Annotated in this window: 12 protein-coding genes; 7 read left to right on the top strand and 5 right to left on the bottom strand. The window is 71.6% G+C overall.

What is annotated here, in order from left to right:
* The first annotated feature begins 14 nt into the window (after positions 1 to 14).
* The 4 genes from hemC (at position 15) to ACWCO3_RS16250 (ending at position 4645) form a co-directional block, all read left to right on the top strand.
* Positions 15 to 983 carry a hydroxymethylbilane synthase gene (hemC, locus tag ACWCO3_RS16265; protein WP_145778789.1) on the top strand — a complete coding sequence of 323 codons (969 nt, stop codon included), beginning with the start codon at positions 15 to 17 and terminating at the stop codon, positions 981 to 983.
* A complete protein-coding gene (locus ACWCO3_RS16260; protein WP_124819086.1) occupies positions 980 to 2560 on the top strand; it encodes a bifunctional uroporphyrinogen-III C-methyltransferase/uroporphyrinogen-III synthase in 1581 nt (526 codons plus the stop codon). The genes hemC and ACWCO3_RS16260 overlap by 4 nt, the downstream gene beginning before the upstream one ends.
* Before the next feature lie 20 nt (positions 2561 to 2580).
* The gene (hemB, locus tag ACWCO3_RS16255) at positions 2581 to 3564 is read left to right on the top strand and encodes a porphobilinogen synthase (RefSeq protein ID WP_145778790.1); all 984 of its coding nucleotides are present in this window, start codon (positions 2581 to 2583) and stop codon (positions 3562 to 3564) included.
* Positions 3565 to 4135: 571 nt separating this feature from the next.
* Positions 4136 to 4645, top strand: coding sequence for a helix-turn-helix transcriptional regulator (locus ACWCO3_RS16250; protein WP_244311547.1), 510 nt, complete (start codon positions 4136 to 4138; stop codon positions 4643 to 4645).
* Positions 4646 to 4709: 64 nt separating this feature from the next.
* Here the strand turns inward: ACWCO3_RS16250 and ACWCO3_RS16245 are convergent, their stop codons facing one another.
* From ACWCO3_RS16245 to ACWCO3_RS16235, 3 genes are all read right to left on the bottom strand, one after another.
* A complete protein-coding gene (locus ACWCO3_RS16245) occupies positions 4710 to 7988 on the bottom strand; it encodes a lamin tail domain-containing protein (RefSeq protein ID WP_450010669.1) in 3279 nt (1092 codons plus the stop codon).
* A gap of 93 nt (positions 7989 to 8081) precedes the next feature.
* Positions 8082 to 9098 (bottom strand): GNAT family N-acetyltransferase, encoded by a 1017-nt coding sequence (locus tag ACWCO3_RS16240; protein WP_145785432.1) that lies wholly within the window; start codon positions 9096 to 9098, stop codon positions 8082 to 8084.
* A gap of 75 nt (positions 9099 to 9173) precedes the next feature.
* The gene (locus ACWCO3_RS16235) at positions 9174 to 10619 is read right to left on the bottom strand and encodes a lytic transglycosylase domain-containing protein (protein WP_357929481.1); all 1446 of its coding nucleotides are present in this window, start codon (positions 10617 to 10619) and stop codon (positions 9174 to 9176) included.
* A gap of 54 nt (positions 10620 to 10673) precedes the next feature.
* On the opposite strand from ACWCO3_RS16235, the gene ACWCO3_RS16230 reads away from it, so the two are divergent.
* Both ACWCO3_RS16230 and ACWCO3_RS16225 read left to right on the top strand, forming a co-directional pair.
* On the top strand, positions 10674 to 10889 hold the full coding sequence (locus tag ACWCO3_RS16230) for an FmdB family zinc ribbon protein (protein WP_145778794.1): 216 nt from the start codon (positions 10674 to 10676) through the stop codon (positions 10887 to 10889).
* Positions 10890 to 11041: 152 nt separating this feature from the next.
* Positions 11042 to 13888: an ATP-binding protein gene (locus tag ACWCO3_RS16225; protein ID WP_357929483.1), complete on the top strand. Its 2847-nt coding sequence runs from the start codon at positions 11042 to 11044 to the stop codon at positions 13886 to 13888.
* 141 nt (positions 13889 to 14029) lie between these two features.
* On the opposite strand, the gene ACWCO3_RS16220 is transcribed toward ACWCO3_RS16225, so the two are convergent.
* Entirely contained in the window at positions 14030 to 14563 is a 534-nt protein-coding gene (locus ACWCO3_RS16220; RefSeq protein ID WP_145778796.1) for a phospholipase, read from the bottom strand.
* Positions 14564 to 14742: 179 nt separating this feature from the next.
* Positions 14743 to 16401 carry a family 10 glycosylhydrolase gene (locus ACWCO3_RS16215; protein WP_450010666.1) on the bottom strand — a complete coding sequence of 553 codons (1659 nt, stop codon included), beginning with the start codon at positions 16399 to 16401 and terminating at the stop codon, positions 14743 to 14745.
* A gap of 201 nt (positions 16402 to 16602) precedes the next feature.
* Here ACWCO3_RS16215 and ACWCO3_RS16210 point away from each other — a divergent pair, with 201 nt between their 5' ends.
* On the top strand, positions 16603 to 18099 hold the full coding sequence (locus ACWCO3_RS16210) for an amino acid permease (protein WP_145778798.1): 1497 nt from the start codon (positions 16603 to 16605) through the stop codon (positions 18097 to 18099).
* Positions 18100 to 18206 lie beyond the last annotated feature (107 nt).

Genomic DNA, 18206 nt, shown 5'->3' with positions numbered 1-18206 from the left:
ACCGGAGGTGCGCGATGACCGCCCCCCTGCGCCTCGGCACCCGGGGCAGCGCCCTGGCGATGGCCCAGTCCGGCCAGATCGCCGAAGCGTTGACCGCCGCCACCGGCCGCCCCGTCGAGCTGGTCGAGGTCGTCACGGCGGGCGACCGCTCCAACGCGCCGGTGCACCGGCTCGGCGTCGGGGTGTTCGTCTCCGCGCTGCGCGACGCCCTGGCCGCCAGGACGATCGACTTCGCCGTGCACTCCTACAAGGATCTGCCCACGGCTGCCGACGGCGGGCTGCACATCGCGGCGGTGCCGGCCCGGCAGGACCCGCGTGACGCGCTGGTCGCCCGCGGCGGTCGGACGCTCGCCGAGTTGCCGCCCGGGGCCACCATCGGCACCGGCGCGCTGCGCCGGATCGCCCAGTTGCACGCCCTCGGCCTGCAACTGGAGGTCACCCCGATCCGCGGCAACGTGGACACCCGTCTGGCGCGGGTGCTCGGCCCCGACGCCGATCTCGACGCTGTCGTGCTGGCCCGAGCCGGGCTGGCCCGACTCGGGCGGCTCGACGTGATCACCGAATCGCTGGACCCGATGCTCATGCTGCCCGCCCCCGCCCAGGGGGCGCTCGCTGTGGAGTGCCGGGCCGACGACCAGGACCTGGTCGAGCTGCTCGCGGTGCTCGACCACGCACCGTCGCGTGCCGCGGTCACCGCGGAACGCGCGTTTCTGGCAACCCTGGAGGCCGGGTGCAGCGCACCCGTCGCCGCCTTTGCCGAACTCGCCGAAGGCGAGACCGGCGATGAGATCTACCTGCGCGGGGCGGTGATCAGCCCGGACGGCACTCGTGACCTCCGGCTGTCCCGCACCGGAACGCCCGCCGACGCGGCGGAGATCGGTAAGGCACTCGCCGCCGAACTCCTCGACCTCGGCGCCGACTCGATCCTCGGCCACGAAGGACACACCGGCCCGGGGACCCAGCAATTTGGGAGCACAGAATGACCCGCACCCGTAAGCCCGTCGGCCGTATCGCGTTCGTCGGGGCTGGCCCCGGTGACCCGGGCCTGCTGACCCGCCGGGCGCACGACGCCCTGGTCGACGCCGACCAGGTGATCTACGACCGGGGTGTCCCGGAGTCGTTGCTCGCCGTCGTACGCGCCGAAGCCAGGGACGACGCCGAGTTCACCCCCGCCGAAGGCGCGCCGGGGGACGTGGCGAAGGTGCTGATCTCCGCGGCCCGTTCCGGGTTGAACGCGGTGCACCTGGTCGCTGGTGACCCGTTCGGCCACGACTCGGTGGTCAAGGAGGTGCAGGCGGTGGCCCGCACCGCCGCCCACTTCGAGGTGGTGCCCGGCGTCGGCCAGGCCGAGGGTGTGGCCACCTACGCCGGTGTTCCGCTGCCGGGTGTGCGTACGGCCGCCGACGTCGAGGACGTCAGCGCACTGGACTTCGAGGCGCTGGCCACTGCCGTCGGCCGGGGTTCCCTCGCGCTCGCCGTGGACGCCGGTGACCTCGCCGCCGTCCGGGACGGGCTGCTCGCCGCCGGGGTCGACGGCACCACCGGCGTCGGCGTGACCGGCGACGGCACCGGCGAGACCCAGTACACGACCACGTCGACAGTGGACAGCTTCGTGGCCGCCGCGCTCGGCTTCACCGGCCGGGTGGTGCTCACCGTCGGTGTCGGGGTGGGCCAGCGCGACAAGCTGAGCTGGTGGGAGAACCGCCCGCTGTACGGCTGGAAGGTGCTCGTACCCCGCACCAAGGAGCAGGCCGGCGCGATGAGCGCCCGACTGCGCGCGTACGGGGCGATCCCGTGCGAGGTGCCGACCATTGCTGTCGAGCCGCCGCGTACTCCGGCGCAGATGGAGCGGGCCGTCAAGGGCCTGGTCGACGGCCGGTACGCCTGGGTGATCTTCACGTCGGTCAACGCGGTCCGCGCGGTCTGGGAGAAGTTCGCCGAGCACGGCCTGGACGCCCGGCACTTCGGCGGCGTCAAGATCGCCTGCATCGGTGAGGCCACGGCGGACGCGGTCCGCGCGTTCGGCATCCAGCCGGAGCTGATCCCCGCCGGGGAGCAGTCCTCCGAAGGGCTGCTGGCCGAGTTCTCCCCGCACGACGAGATCCTCGACCCGGTGGGCCGCGTGCTGCTGCCGCGCGCCGACATCGCCACCGAGACGCTCGCCGCCGGGCTCACCGAGCGCGGCTGGGAGGTCGACGACGTGACCGCGTACCGGACGGTGCGGGCCGCGCCGCCGCCCGCCGAGATCCGCGACGCGATCAAGTCGGGCGGCTTCGACGCGGTGCTCTTCACCTCGTCCTCCACCGTGCGCAACCTGGTCGGCATCGCCGGGAAGCCGCACGCCCGCACCGTTGTTGCCGTCATCGGGCCCAAGACGGCGGAGACCGCGACGGAGTTCGGCCTTCGGGTCGACGTCCAGCCGCCGCACGCCTCGGTGCCCGACCTGGTGGAGGCGCTCGCCGCCTACGCCGTCGAGCTGCGCGAGAAGCTGGCCGCCATGCCGGCCAAGCAGCGCCGCGGCTCGAAGGTGCAGGGCCCGACCGCCCTGCGCTTCCGGTAGTCGTTCGAGGAGGCCCTTCCATGTCGTACCCCGAGATCCGGCCCCGCCGGCTGCGCCGCACCCCGGCGATCCGCCGGTTGGTCTCCGAGACCCGGGTCGACCCGGCCGAGCTGGTCGTGCCGATGTTCGTCAAGGAAGGGCTGAGCGAGCCCCGGGCAATCGGGTCGCTCCCGGGAGTGCTCCAGCACTCCCGGGACTCGCTGCGCAAGGCGGCGGTCGAGGCCGTCCAGGCCGGCGTCGGCGGGATCATGCTCTTCGGCGTGCCGGAGCAGCGGGACCCGACCGGTTCCGGCGGCATCGACCCGAACGGCATCCTCAACGTCGCGATCCGCGATGTGGTGGCCGAGGTGGGTGACGCCACCGTGGTGATGAGCGACCTGTGCCTGGACGAGTTCACCTCCCACGGGCACTGCGGGCTGCTCACCCCCGACGGCGAGGTCGACAACGACGCCACCCTCGCCGCGTACGCCGAGATGGCGGTGGCCCAGGCCGCCGCCGGGGTCGGCATGGTCGGGCCGTCCGGGATGATGGACGGCCAGGTCGGCGTGGTGCGCCGGGCCCTCGACGCCGCCGGGCACCAGGATGTGGCGGTGCTGGCGTACGCCGCCAAGTACGCTTCCGCCTTCTACGGCCCGTTCCGGGAGGCGGTGGAGTCGGCGCTGGAGGGCGACCGACGCACCTACCAGCAGGACCCGGCCAACCTGCGGGAGTCGCTGCGCGAGGTTGCGCTCGACGTGGCCGAGGGTGCCGACCTGGTGATGGTCAAGCCGGCGCTGCCGTACCTCGACGTCGTGTCGGCGGTACGGGCCGCCGTGGACGTCCCGGTCGCCGCCTACCAGGTCTCCGGTGAGTACGCGATGGTCGAAGCCGCCGCCGCGAACGGCTGGATCGACCGGGAGCGGGTGATGCTGGAAACGCTCACCTCGATCAAGCGGGCCGGTGCGCAGGTCATCCTCACCTACTGGGCCGTCGAGGCCGCGCAGCTGCTGCGCGAGCGCTACTAACCCAAGGCCTGCCTGCCCCCCTGGGCCTGACTGCCCCTGCTGGTTGCGCCGTCTCGCAGCGTGCGGGGCCGCGCCGGCTCGCGCACGTCCTGCCGCGTCCTGACCGCGTCGTCCCTGGGACCGCCGACTCGTAGCCCGATCGGCGGCCAACTGACGACCCACTGGCCACACCGGCTTGCGGAGCGTAGGTCATGCCCACTTGCGCAGCGTAACCATCCGCCCAGCCCCCACCACCCTCCTTTCGCCCTTTGCTTTGCACCCACGACGGCGACGCCTACCCTCGGTCACTGGCGCATATCGAACTGCAGAGCAAAGGGGTCGGCCAGGGTGTCGGGTGCCCGGCCGCCGGGAACGGATTCTCCCTGGTCGAGCGAGGGTCGGGCGCGGTCGGATGCTGCCGACTCGGCCGACCAGCGTGAAATCCTTTACTCGGCGTGACGGCGACACATTCCAGCGCTCAAAACACGGACAGTCATCTGCCAGCCGTGGGAGTTATCCACAGGCCAGCTCGTTGTCCACAGCTGAGGCGTTCGGGATTGCGGCCAGCCGCACCAGGCGGGACGGTGACGGCGTGAGTGATTCCTCAGCCGAGCCGGTCCTGATCACCGAACCGTCCGACGCACCCTGGCCGGCCGCCGGCATCGTCCGAGCGGTCCGGCGCCGCGCTGACCTGAGCCAACGCGAGCTGGCCCGGTGGGCCGGTGTGCACCACGCCACCATCGGCAGGATCGAGGCCGGTCGCATGGTGCCGAGCATCGTCCTGCTCCGGCGCATCATCGGAGTGGTGGGCTGCCGGCTGGCCGTGGTGGACGAGTTCGGCCGGGTGCTGAAACCGATGCGTGATTGGCAGGACACTCTCAACGGCGCCGAGCGTCGCTACCCGTCGCACCTGGACACCATCCTCGACCCTGAGCCGGGCGAGTGGTGGGCGGACATCTACGGGCTCGCCCGTCCGCCGGAGACGTTCTACCGCAATCGGGAGGTCCGGGACGCTATGCGTCGGCGCAGCCAGTGGGAGGTGCGTGTGGCCCAGAACCGGCACCTGCCCCGGCCGCCCTGGCCCCCACGTGGGCTGGTGTGAACCAGGCACGAGAGAGGCCCGCCGACCCGGTACGGGTCGACGGGCCTCGCCGGAACGCGCGACGTCAGTCGTCGTTGGTGATCGTGCCGACCGCGAGCGGATCAGCCAGCCGGAGACCGGGTACGCCGGCCACCAGCAACGTCAGCTTCTCGTCCGACTCCCGCTTGCGGTCACCGCGCACTGTCACCGGGAACACCACCGACGTCTGCCCGGCCGCCAACACCTTGCAGCCGGCGTACGCGTCGAAGTCCGAGCCGACCTGCGCGGTGACGCCGACGGTGGCGGCGCAGAGCAGCACCGGCTGGGACAGCGGCCGGGACACCGTGGCGGTGAAGGTGAGCTGCCGGGTGCCCTGGTTGCCCTCGACCACCGCCGTGTCGGCGACGGTCAACGACGCCCGGGAGCGGAACCGGGCCACCTGCGGGTCGTGGTCGCTGGAACCCCGCGACCCGTCGCCGGTGAACTCCGCCGGCCAGTCGGCGTTGACGTGTGCCGCCCGCACCTGCACCAGGTCGTCGTGGAGCGCGTCGTTGACGAACAGGTGGTCGAGCGTCTGCGCCTGCCCCTCGAAGCTGTACGAGTAGGCCGACGACGGCACCTCCGCCACCAGGTTGTCCCACAGGTTGTGCAGGCCGGCCTCGTAGAGCGGGGCAAGCTGGTCCGACGGGGTGGGCTGGTCGCCGGTGGCGATGGGATCGTCCGGTCGGGGGAAGACGTTGAGGTCCCCGCCGTACACCACGCGGGCCGTCTGGTCGGCCGCCTCGATCGCGGTGACGATCGCCGCCCCGTAGCGAGCCTGCTCCCGCCGCTGCCCGACCCGACTGTCCGGGCCGGAGGAGTAGTGGTTGCTGAGCGCGTACAGGGTGAACCGCTCCGACGAGCCGGGGGTGGCGGCCACGCTGAACTTGCCCAGCTGGGGAGCACGGGTGAAGACGTTGTTCCCGTCCTTGCCGGTGGAGGTGTCCACGTCCGACGGCAGCACCGCGTTGAGGGCCTTCGGGTTCTGCACGTCGGCGTTGGTCGGCAATCCCGCCGAACGGTACTGCACGGTTGGTGCCGAGCCCAGCAGCGGGTCGTTCGCCGTCGCGGCGGCCAGCGACAACCGGTCCGTGCGGTAGAGGAAGGCAGCGGTGATGCCGCGGGCGTCCGCGCCGGTCCGGTCATAGGCGGCGGCGTACGCCGGCCCGCCAGCGGCCGCGACGGTGAGCGCCAGCTCCTGGATGCTGTCCGGCGCACCGTCCGCGTCGTTGGTGTCGCCGCAGCTCAGCGCAGTGCCGGAGACCGTGCAGATGTCCTGGTCCTCGGCTTCCTGCACCAGGATCAGGTCCGGGGCGTGCAGGTCCTTGACGATCTGGTCGGCGAGCGCGGCCAACTGCTGCCGGTAGTCCGCCTCGCTGCTCGGCACGTAGTCGAACGGTGGGCTGACCCCGGTACAGCCGGCGTTGCCCGCGAAGTCACAGCCGTCGAACGGATCGTCGCGGTAGTCGTACAGGTTCTCCACGTTGTAGGTGGCGACCGCCACCTCCTGCGACCGGTCGGCCGGCTTCGGCGGATTGTTCCTGGACGGGTCGGCACCGGCGTCGAACTCGGCACTCTCGACCTGGACGCCGTACTTCTCGAACGAGTAGTAGACGCCGCCCACCGCGTCCGCGCGCAGCGTGTCGAAGGTGTGCGCCGGCGGGAGCAGCGCGGTGCTGTCCCCGGCGGTGGCCTTCACACCCATGCTGCCGAGCAACGTCCGCTGGCCGTTGCCGTCGTCGAAGCGGCGGGTCGGGTCGTTGTCCAGCGGGTGCGAATCACGGAAGACCCGCCTGGTGTACGGGTCGGCGCGGTCCAGCAGCGGGTCGTCCCGGTCGACCACCCACAGCTCGGCGTCGGCAGTGGACGAGAACACGTCCCGTCCGCTGACAGCGCCACTGCCCGCCCGTACCCGCATCCGGGCGCCCTCGTGCCGCTCCCAGAAACGCTGCGCGTCGGTCAGCTTCGCCGGTGGCACCGCGTCGGTGACCGCGACCGAGGTGTCCACGGCCAGGCCACCGGCGATCCGGCGGACCAGGGAGGCACCGGAGAGCTGGGTGAAGTTGTAGTACTCCGACACCCGGGCCCGCAGCACGACCTCGTCCCCGACGGTCGGCACGTAGCCGCCGACCAGCGAGGTGAACGCGCCCATGAACACGAAGATGCCGTCGGAACTGGTCGGGTCGCCGTCGGTGTCGCCGGTACGGCTCTGCAGGAAGAAGCCGTGCTGTTCCGCCCCGGCCGAGGTGCGCGCCAGGGTCAACTGGGTGATCACACCGCGTACGTCGTACAGCGTGCTGCTCGTGCCGTTGCCGCTCGCCGGCGCGAGCGGCGACCTGTCGGTCGGACCGGCCTCGGCGTCGGTCGTCGGACCCTGCACCTCGCCGACGGTCAGCTCTCGGGTCACCTGCACGGTCAGCGCGCAGGTCGCGGTGCCACCGCCCGCGTCGGTAGCGGTCAGGGTCACGGTGTACGCCCCGGCGGCGAGGTCGGCGCTCGCGCTGACGGTGGCGCGGGCGGTGCCGCCCAAGCCCTCTGCGGGGGTGAACGCGGTACGGGTGATCGAACCGCTGGACGGGGTCGGGCTGACCGTGGTCACCGCCAGCTCGACGATCGTGTCGTCGGGGTCGGTGGCGGTGACCTCGCGGGTCGCGGCCGTGCCGGCCGCGGTGACCAGTGCGCTGCCGCAGGTCAGCGTGGCCGGCGCGTCGACCGGGCCTCCGCCGTCGACGGTGTGTGTGCCGAGGCCGTCGAAGGTGTCGACCGGGAAGCCGGCCCACTGCGTGGCCGGGTCGAACGCGTCCGACGGGTCCGTGTCACCGGCGGCTACGGTCGGCAGCCGACGCAGGGTGTTGTCAGCGGTGCTGGTCGTGCCGGCGCCCCACTCGGTGCCCGGGTCGACGCCCACCTGCCCGATCGAGTCGAGCACAGTGGTCCCCCGGCGCAGCACGATCGCGTCGTCACCGTTGAACAGGCTCGCCCCGGTGGTCTGGTCGGCCTGGGCGAGGATGGCGGCCCCGGCCGAGGCGCTGGCGAACACGAACGCGTCGCCGGCTGCCACGGTGCCGGTCAACGCGACAGTGGTGGCCGTGGTGGAGCCGTTGAAGTAGAGCTGCAACTGGTAGCCGCCGGCCGTCAGGTCGACGGCGGCACCCGTGCCGTTGAACAGCTCGATCGCCTTGTTGTTCGACGAACCCTCGACGTACTCCGAGATGAACAGGTCGGTGGGCGCGGCGCTGGCCGCGGTGGGTGCGACGCCGAGCGCCGTGACTGTCACGGCGGCGGTGGCGGTCGCGAGCGCGGCGAGTGAGCGGCGCGGGCGCATAGGGCCTCCACGATGGGTGGATGGGGGTCAACGCACGTTAAGGTGCGCGACTGTCCACCGTCCATCCCCTAATGGACAGTTTCGTGAATTCCCTCAGTGCGGCGGGTCGAGGCGGTGCACCAGCTCAGCGACGTCGACGCTGTATTCGCACCAGTCCCGGTCGGACCGGTAACCCAACTCGGCGTTGACCTTCAGCATCGCCTCGTTGGCCTGTGCGTTCCACGTCTGCACCTCGATCAGCTCCGGCTCGGCGGAGCGCAACTCCAACAGCATCCGAGCCTTGATCGCCCGGTCGATGCCGTAACCCCGGTGGTCCTGCGCGACGATCGTGTCGTACTGGTCGGCGCGGGTCGGGTGCTGCGCCGGGACGACCACCTCGGTCAGGCCGGCCACCTCGCCGCTCTGCTCGTGCCGGGCGAGCACGATGTACGGCTTCATGCCCCGCCGGTGCAGGGTGTCGAGGCTGTCGCGCAGCCGCTCCGGGTCGTAGGAGCTGGGGCGCAGCTCAACCTCGTCGACGTCGCGCACCTCGGCCTTCGCCCGCGCGTACGCCTCAAGCAGGTCGTCCGGCGGCCCGCCCGGGAAGAACTCCAGGTGGTAACCCGCGCCGATGCCGGTCGCCATCTCGGCCAGCTCCGCCCAGTCGACAGCTGTCAGGTCGAGCACGCTGCGGGTCTCCACGTACTCCCTGGTGAAGCCGAGCGACTCGTAGAAGGCCACCGCGGGCGTGTCGCCGACGACCTCCACCCCGATCGACTGGAAGCCCTCCTGGTAGACCCGGCGGGCGGCAAGCAACACCAGGTCACGGCCCAGACCGCTGCGCCGCGCGGACGGGTGCACCAGCACCTCGAGCACGCCGATGTCACCGAGGAGCAGCACGTGCACCTGGCCGAGCACCGCGCCCGGGTCGTCCGGGCCGGTCGGCTCAGCCTGGGCGATCCAGGAGATCCGCCGCTCACCCGGCATCACCTCGGTGAGGTATTCCCGCAGCGAGGTCTCCCGCCACGGCGGGTCCTGCGGCAGATCGGCCGCCAGAACCGCGTTCAGCGTGGCCAGCAGCGACGCGATCTCGGCAGACGACGCGGTCCTGGGGTCCCACTCGCGCACCATCACCCGTCTAGCTTGCCGCTAACAGCTGCCCGGGGGAAGTGTCCAGTTCTCCAACGTATCGAGACGATCACTTCATCAGCGACTGGCCCGTCCGTACCGGTTCGCGGTGTCGTAGACGTCCTGGGCGTACCGCCGCACATCGTTGTAGGACAGGATCGCGTTCCACCAGTCGCCGGCGATGCTCAGGTTGCGCCCGCCCTTGCAGAGGTAGTTGCCCGCCGCCAGGGCGGCGTCGTCCAGGTCGTGCGGGTCCTTGATTCCGTCGTTGTCGGCGTCCGCGCCGATCTCTTTCCAGGTGCTCGGGATGAACTGCATCGGCCCGATCGCGCGGTCGAGAACCCGGTCGCCGTCGAGGTCCCCACGGTCGGTGTCGATGATCCGCATCCGGCCACCCTTTCCGTCCAACGGAAGGCCGATGATCTTCGGCAGGGCTTTGCCGTCCTGGCCCAACCGGGCACCGTTCGCCGAGCCGTGCCCCGATTCGACCTGGCCGATCGCGGCCAACGTGGTCCAGCTCAGCGCGCAGCTGCGGTTGGTCTGGGCGAGGACCAGCTCGGCGTAGCCGTACGCCTGCATGGCGACAGCCGGGACGCCCACCTTGGCGCCCACCTGCTGAGCCCAGCCGGCCAGGGCGTCGGACGGTCGGCCTCCGATCACCGGCCCGACGGTCGGCTGCCCGGTCGGCAGTCCGCCGCTGGGTAGCCCGCCGCCGGGGACCGAACCGGTCGGGAACGGGCCGGTCGGGAGTGGGCCGGTGGGAAGCGGTTCGACGGGGAGGCCGGGCGGCACAGCGGGCGGCGCGCCCTGCGTCGCCGTCGCGGTGGCGTCGGCCGCGACCGGGCGGGGTGCGCGAATCGTGGCCGGCACGAGCAGCGCACCCGCAGCGGCGGTAGCGGCCACCAGCGCCAGCAGGAACACACCCGGCAGGGTGAGTCGACCGCTCGGGCGGCGAGCCCAGGCGCGGGTCGCGTAGGCGGCGGTGGTTGCCGCCCGGCGCGGCTCCAGCCGTACCGCGTGCGCGAAGGGCACCCGGCGTCGCCGGGCCGGTCCGGACGCCGGCACCACCGGCAGTTCGTCCACGGTGGTCTTCGCCGGATCCTTGACGACGGCCACCGTCGTGGGTTGCGCGTCGGTGCCCTCTGCCTCTGCGGCCTTGGCCTCTGTGGGCTTGGCCTCCGTGGTCGTCGGACCTGCGGCCTTCGGGTCTTCGATCTTCGGTTCCGCGACCGCTGCGGCCTCGGTCTTCGGGGTGTCGGCCGGCGCGTTCCCGCCGTCGGTGGTCGAGCCGGGCGTGCCCGGGGCCGGCGTGCCGTCCACGTCCGGCTTGGAATCAGCGGCGTCGGTCGGCGTGACCGCTGGTGTGCTCGTCGCACCCCCGGAACGTCCGCTCAGCCAGGGTCGGCGGGGGCGAGGTACCGCAGACACCGGATCAGGCGCCGCCCCCGAACCCTCCAGTGGCCCGTCCAGAGGAGCGGCCGGTCGTAACCGTTGCACACGCGTGTCGTCCTCGCCGTCCACCACACGTCGAGTATCACCCATACCCCGCCGAACGTCAGATCCACGTACCCTGGGTGCATGCCCCGGTACGAGTTCCGCTGCCGCGCCTGCGGCGACACCTTCGAGGTCAACCGTTCGATGGCGGCGGCCGGTGACCCGGCGAACTGCCCGCACGGACACACCGACACGGTCAAGCTGCTGTCAGCGATCGCGGTCACCGGCCGGGGTGGTGCCACCGGTGGTGCCCCGGCACCCACCGGCGGGGGGTGCTGCGGCGGCGCCTGCGGCTGCTGATCGGGCCGATTTTCTGCCGCATGGTGGGCTGGCCTTGCCGGGAGCAGGGCCGAGTGGCACTTTGAGGCGGCACCTGCCCGGCCGTTCTCACGATGTGTGACCGCTCGGACTCAGGCAGCATGAATCCGACGTCACGGGCGGAGGTTCCACGCATGTCGCCACGGATCCAGCTCCCGAGCGGTTGGGTGACCTTCGTGTTCACCGATATCGAGGGCTCGACCCGGTTGGCCCAGCTGCTCGGCCCGGACTACCGTCCGGTGCTCGCCGAGCACCGGCGGCTGCTGCGCCGGACACTGGCCAGCACGGGTGGCGCGGAGCTGCTGACCGAGGGCGACTCGTTCTTCCTGGCCTTCGAGGACGCCGCTGCGGCGCTGACCGCGTGCCTGACCGCCCAGCGGGCGTTGTCCAGCCACGACTGGCCCACCCGGGAAGCGGCCCCACGGGTACGAATGGGCCTGCACACCGGCTACGCCGAGCCGCGCGACGGTGAATACGCCAGCCCCGAGGTGCACCGAGCCGCCCGGGTGGCCGCCGCCGCGCACGGCGGGCAGGTGCTCTGCTCGGCGTCCACGGCACGTCGGGCCGAGCCCTTGCCGCCCGGTGCGACCCTGCTCGACCTGGGCCTGCACCGGTTGCGCGGCTTCGACGATCGGGAACGACTGTTCCAACTGGTCGCGCCGGGTCTGGAACGGCAGTTCCCCCGCCCCCGTACCGCCGACACTGTGGCGCACAACCTGCCGACCCAGGTGACCTCGTTCGTCGGCCGGCAGACCGAGCGCGTCGAGTTGGGCCTGCTGGTGCGGCAACACCGCCTGGTCACGGTGCTGGGCGCGGGCGGCGCGGGCAAGACCCGCCTCGCGGTGGAGCTCGCCAGCGGCGTGGTCGAGTCGTACCCGGACGGGGTCTGGTTCGTCGACATCGCCGCGGTGACCGACCCGGGGCTGGTGGCGTTCGCGATCGCCGCGGTGCTCGGCCTGCGACCCGAGCCGGGTCGTCCGATGCTGGACACCCTGGTCGAGTACGCGGCCAACCGCCGCATGTTGGTCGTGCTGGACACCTGTGACACCCAACCGGCCGCCTGCGCGGAGGTGATTGCGCGGTTGCTGTCCGGCGGGGGCGGCGTGCGGGTGCTGGCCACCAGTCGTGAGTCGTTCAGCCTGCCGGGTGAGGTGGTGTGGCGGATCCCGCCGCTCGCTGTCGACCCGCAGACGGAGGGCGCGGAGAGCGACGCGGTGGCGCTGCTGCTGGACCGGACGGCGGCGGCACGCGGCGGCCGGCAGCCGGACCCGACCGAGTCGGCCGACCTGCGCCGGGTGGTGCAGCGGCTGGACGGGTTGCCGCTCGCCATCGAGTTGGCGGCCGCCCGGCTGCGGGTGCTCTCCGTCGGTCAGCTCGCCGAGCGGCTCGACGATGTGCTCGGCACATTGGACGCCGGGCGGGACGATCCGGAGCCGCCGCCGGTCGAGCGGGGTTGGTCCGGCAACCAGCAGGACACGGTGGACCTGGTCGCCGCTGCGGCCGGGGCGTCACCGCCCACTCCGGCGAGCAGAGCCGTGCAGCGTTCCGCCACCGAGCGGCACCTGACCATGCAGGCCACCGTCACCTGGTCGTACCGGACGCTGGGGCCCCGGGCCGCCCGTCTGCTGCGGTGGCTGGCGGTCTTCGCCGGGCCGGTGGACCTGGCGACTGTGGAGTGGTTGCTCGGTGACGACCCGCTGGACCCGCTCTCGGTGCTGGTGGACAAGTCGATGGTCCTGGCCGAGCCGCGTGCGTCCGGGAGCACCTACCGCATGCTCGACCCCATCCGGGCGTACGCGGCGCGACGGTTGGTCGAGGCGGGCGAGGAGCAGGCCGCCCGGAACCGGCACGTGGCGTGGTCGGCGCATGCGTTGGACCGGGCACACCTGGGCCAGGACGGTCGTCCGGTCACGCTGTCGTTGTACGCACTGGACCCGCTGGCCGGGGAGTTGCGTGCCGCGCTGCGGTGGTGCGCCACCGGTGGCAGCGCACGCGCCGGCCTCGGGCTGGCCGGTGGCCTGGACCAGTGGTGGCTTGAGCGGGGCCTGGCCCGGGAGGGGCGGCTGTGGCTGTTCCGGTTGTACGGGCGGATCGCCGAGACGGGGGAGCGGATCCCGGAGTCGGAGCTGGCAGCGGCCTACCACATGCACTCGTTGCACGCCGGTGCCGACGGCGAGTTCGCTGAGGAGCTGCGCTACTCGCAGCGGGCCGAGGCGGCCGCCCGGCAGGCCGGTGACGCGGGGTTGCTGGCGCGGGTGCTCGCCGGTAGGGCCGCGCCGCTGGTGGACATGGGGCAGTTCGTCGAGGCCGAGCGGGTGTGCCGGGAGGTCATCGACTGGGCGCACGGGCAGGACGTGGTCGGCGAGGCGTTGTTCGCGGTGTTCAGCCTGGCCGAGCTGCTGTGGCGGCGGGGCGCGCTGGAGGAGGCGGCGGAACTGCTGGCCGCGGTCCGCCCGGTGGAGGCCGCCCGGCCGGTGGAGCGGGGACGGCGATCGGTGGACATGCTGCTCGGGATGGTCGCCCTGGCCCGCGGCGATGTCGTCGCCGCACACGAGCATCTGCTGGTGGCGTTGCGTTCCCGGATGGGCCACGGCTACCACGGCCGCGCATGCGACACATTGAACGCGATCGCGGTGCGCTGTGCGATCGGCGGGGAGCGGGTGACCGCTGCCCGTCTCTTCGGGGCGGCACAGGCCACCCGGGCGAGTATGCGGGCGACTCCGGGCATCTACGGCGGCTACTGGGCGGACCAGCAGGCGGAGCTGCGTACGGTGCTGGGCGATACGGCCTTCGACGACGCGTACGGCGAGGGTGCCGAGTTGGGGCTGGACGAGGCGGCAGCGCTGGCACTCGACGTGGAACACCCGGACCTGGCCGCGGATTCGACCCGCTTCAGCACGGGCCTGTCCCAGCCGACCCCTCGCCTCCCCGCCGACCCCGACCCCGACCGCCACCCCGCATCCCGAACCGAACGCGCCTGACCCCCACCCCTCGGCCCTGCAGGCCCCGCCCTCGGCCGTCGATCATGAAGTTGTTGCCCGCCTGCGCGGCGTGTCGCAGCAATAACTTCATGATCAACGGGCCCGAGGTGGGGTGGGGTGGGTGGGGGTGGGGCAGTGGGGTTAGGCGCGGGCGGCGGCTTCGGCTTGGGCCTTCATGCGGGCGGCGCGGTCGATGTCGGCCTGCTGGACGGCCGCTACCGAGCCGAAGATGCTGACCGCCTGGTAGTAGGTCCAGGCCAGGCTGTAACAGGCCGGACGGACGACAGTGTTGTACGTGGTGCAGACGCGCTTGAGGTCCTCGTAGAAGGCGCTGTCCAGGCGGGACTTGTTGGCCGGGAACTGGCCGACCGCCTTGTAGTTGCGGTAGCCGAAGTCGTGCCGGTAGCAGCCCAGGTTGAAGGTGAACCCGAGCGGGTTGTCCGGGCTGGACGAGCAGTAGTCGGTGGACCAGTTGAAGTCGTACTCGGCCCAGGGGGCCCGGTTGACCCGGGCGCTGTTCCAGGAGTTGTAGCTGGACGCGCTGGTCTGCGTCCAGCTGGACAGCACCGACAGCTTCTGGGCGGGGGTGACGGCGGCGGCGGGGGAGGCGGCGACGAGGGTGGCGAGCAGCGCGAGAGCGCCCGAGGCGAACAGGGTGGCGAGACGTCGGGGCACGGGTTACCTCCGCGGGGTGGGCGGGTGGGACGGAAGTTACCGGCGGGTCACCGGATGTCGATCAGTGTCGATCAACTGATCAACTAGGCGGTATGCGCATCGCCAACTATTGGTGACATACGTTGAAACAGACGAATGCCCCGAACGTTTGGGCGTCCGGGGCATTCGGGAAAAGCGCGTCAGCGCAGGCTGAACGCCGGTGGGCTGGCAGGGCTCTCGTTGGCCGACCGGTCCAGCGCGGTCACCTGGTAGGTGTAGCGCTGGCCGGGCGCGGTGGTGGTGTCCACCCAGGACTGGGTGCCACCCGGCGTGGCTCGCACGGTGTCGACCAGGTGTGCGGCGTCCGCCGTGTCGCACCGACCGGGCAGTGTGGTGCCGTCGAACCGGTAGATCGCGTACGAGGTGGCGGTGCCGAGGGGCCCGGCCCCGTCAGCCGGTTGACGCCAGATCAGCCGGACTCCGTCGGCCTGCCGTGCGGCCTTGGTGACCACCGGGAAGAGCAACGGCTTGGCCGGCAGGTGTGGCATCGCCGGTACGAGCGCCGGGCGGGAGTAGTGCTCGGCGGCGTAGATGTCGGTCGCGCCGAGCCGGTTGGCCCGCACCTGGACGGCCGAGAAGTGCACGTTGCCCTGCACCTCCGGGTACGACCTGTTGAGCGTCAGATGGTCGGACAGCTCACGCGGGTTCTGCCAGTACGGCCCGTACGCCGGATCGCCGCTCTTGTAGTCGGCCTGGCCGATGTAGAGCTGCACTCGAGTGCCGCGCACCGTCTCGGCCCACCACGGCACCAGCCGGGCGTAGTCGGCGGCCGGGTACTGACCGATGTACCAGTAGAGCTGCGGCACCACGTAGTCGATCCACTCCTGCTTGATCCACTTTCGGGTGTCGGCGGAGATGATGTCGTACGACTGGCTGCCGGTGGTGTCCGAGCCGAGCGGGTCGGCGGTCTTGTTGCGCCAGATGCCGAACGGGCTGACCCCGAACTTCACCCACGGCTTCGCCGCCTTGATCTTGCCGTTCATCTCCTGGATCAGCAGGTTGATGTTGTCCCGTCGCCAGTCCGCCCGGTCGGTGAAGCCCCGGTTGTGCGCGGCGAAGGTGGCGTCGTCGGGCACCTGGTGGGTGCCGCTGGGGTACGGGTAGAAGTAGTCGTCGAAGTGCACGCCGTCGACGTCGTAGCGGCGGACCGCGTCCATCATCGCGGTCTGCACGAACTCGCGTACCTCGGGAATTCCGGGGTTGTAGTAGAGCCGGCTGCCGGCGACACCGGCCGGCGGGTAGGCGAAGGTCCAGTCCGGGTGCTGCCGGGCCGGGTGGCCGGGGGCGAGTTGGGTGAGGTCCGCGCCGGCGCCGCCGGGGGCCGGCATCGAGACGCGGTACGGGTTGAACCAGGCGTGGAATTCCAGGTTGCGCTTGTGCGACTCGTCGACCAGGAAGGCCAGCGGGTCCCAGCCCGGGTCCTGCCCACGGGTGCCGGTCAGATACTCCGACCAGGGCTCGTAGGGAGAGGGCCAGAGGGCGTCGGCGGTGGGCCGGACCTGCACCACGACGGCGTTGTGGTGCAGTCGCTCGGCGAGGTCGAGCAGTGCGCGATATTCGGCCTGCTGGGCGGCGACCCGGTCGGGGCTGGTCTGGGACGCCTTGCTGGGCCAGTCGATGTTGACCACCGACGAGATCCACATGGCGCGGAACTGCCGCTTCGGCGTGGCCGCGTCGGTGGTGCAGGTGGTGGTGTCGGTGCTGGTGGTGCGGGGTGTCGCGTTCGCGGGGGTGGCGGCGACGAGGGTGCCGAGCAGGGCGGTGACGAGCCCGGCGGCTCCGAGTCGAGTTGCCTTCATGCGGTGTGTCCCTTCGTTGGGGCTCCCGTGTGATCAACGCGGCGGTTCGGCAAGATTCGCCGATGGCTATCTACCGCTGGTAGGAAATTTTCACAATCGGATGAGAACCGCAAGGGTTCGTGGTTGACCATTCCCGCCGCTGGGTAGCAACGCCGGTCACCGGCCGCCACCAGGTGGTCGCACGGTGGGAGGGGTGACCGCGTGTCCGTGCTACGAACAAAACCGATCAAGGACGTGATAGCCCAGAGTGAGGCGGACGGCTCCGAAGGTGGGCTCGGGCTGAAGAGGCGGCTCGGGGCGGTCGACCTCACCGGCTTCGGCATCGGCATCGTGATCGGCACCGGGATCTTCACGCTCACCGGGATCGAGGCCCGGGACAGCGCCGGGCCGGGCGTGGTGATCTCCTTCGCCATCGCCGGCGTGGTGGCCCTGCTCGCCGCGCTCTGCTACGCCGAGCTGGCCTCCAGCGTGCCGACCGCGGGCAGCGCCTACACCTACGCGTACGCCACGATGGGCGAGATCGTCGCCTGGATCATCGGCTGGGACCTGCTGCTGGAGTTCGCGCTCGGTGCCGCGGTGGTCGCCCGAGGCTGGTCCGGCTATCTCGCCGAACTGCTCGACCTGCCGACCCGCTGGTTCGGCGAGGAGGGCAGCACCGTCAACCTCGGCGCCATCGCCATCGTGCTGATCCTCGGCGTCGTCGCGATCGTCGGCATCCGGGAGTCCGCCCGGATCACCAACCTGCTGGTGCTGGTCAAGGTGGCCATCTGCGTTTTCGTGGTGGTGGCCGGCCTGTTCTTCGTCAGGGCCGCCAACCTCACCCCGTTCATCCCGCCGGCCGAGCCCGCGGGCAGCGGCGACGACGGCATCAAGCAGCCGGTCACCCAGGCGCTCTTCGGGCTGGAACCGTCGGTCTTCGGCTTCGTCGGAGTGCTCAGCGCCGCCGCGGTCGTCTTCTTCGCGTACACCGGCTTCGAGGCCGTGGCCAACCTGGGTGAGGAGACGCGCAAGCCCAAGCGGGACCTCACCCTGGGTCTGCTCGGCACACTGCTGATCTCCACAGTCCTGTACATCGGCGTCTCGCTGGTCGTGGTGGGCATGGTGCCGTACACCGAGATCGACCGTGGCGCCCCGATCGCGTCGGCCTTCGAGTCGGTCGGCGCGGGCTGGGCCGCCGTGCTGGTCTCCATCGCCGCTGTCGCCGGCCTGACCAGCGTCATCCTGGTCGACCTGGTGGCCATGGGCCGGATCGGCTTCGCCATCGCCCGGGACGGCCTGATCCCGCCCTCGATCGCGAAGGTGCACCCGCGCTGGGGCACCCCGTACCGGATCTCGGCGATCATGACGGTGGGGGTCGCGCTGCTGGCCGGGTTCCTGCCGCTGTCCGCCCTGGCCGATCTGGTCAGCATCGGCGCGCTCTGCGCGTTCGTGCTGGTGTCGGTAGCGGTGCCGATCCTGCGCCGCAAGCGCCCTGACCTGGAGCGGCCGTTCCGGGTGCCGTTCTCCCCGGTGCTGCCGATCGTCTCCGCGCTGGCCTGCCTCTACCTGATGCTGAACCTGTCGGTGGAGACCTGGCTGCGGTTCCTCGCCTGGATGCTGCTCGGCGCGCTCATCTACTTCGGCTACGGCTACCGCCGCAACCGGCTGGCCCGCCACGAGCCGGCCGTCGCCCCGTCGCCCCGCGAGCCGACCAACTGACCGACGTGCGGAGGCCCTCGGCGCGGTGGCGGTCGGTGCCGGTGTGCTGGTGGTGACCACCAGACACCTGGTCCGTGCCGGCCTCTACCTGGTGGTGTGCCTGGGCG

It is taken from the genome of Micromonospora sp. NPDC002411 (assembly GCF_053592955.1).
This window is presented reverse-complemented; position numbering and strand designations above follow the sequence as displayed.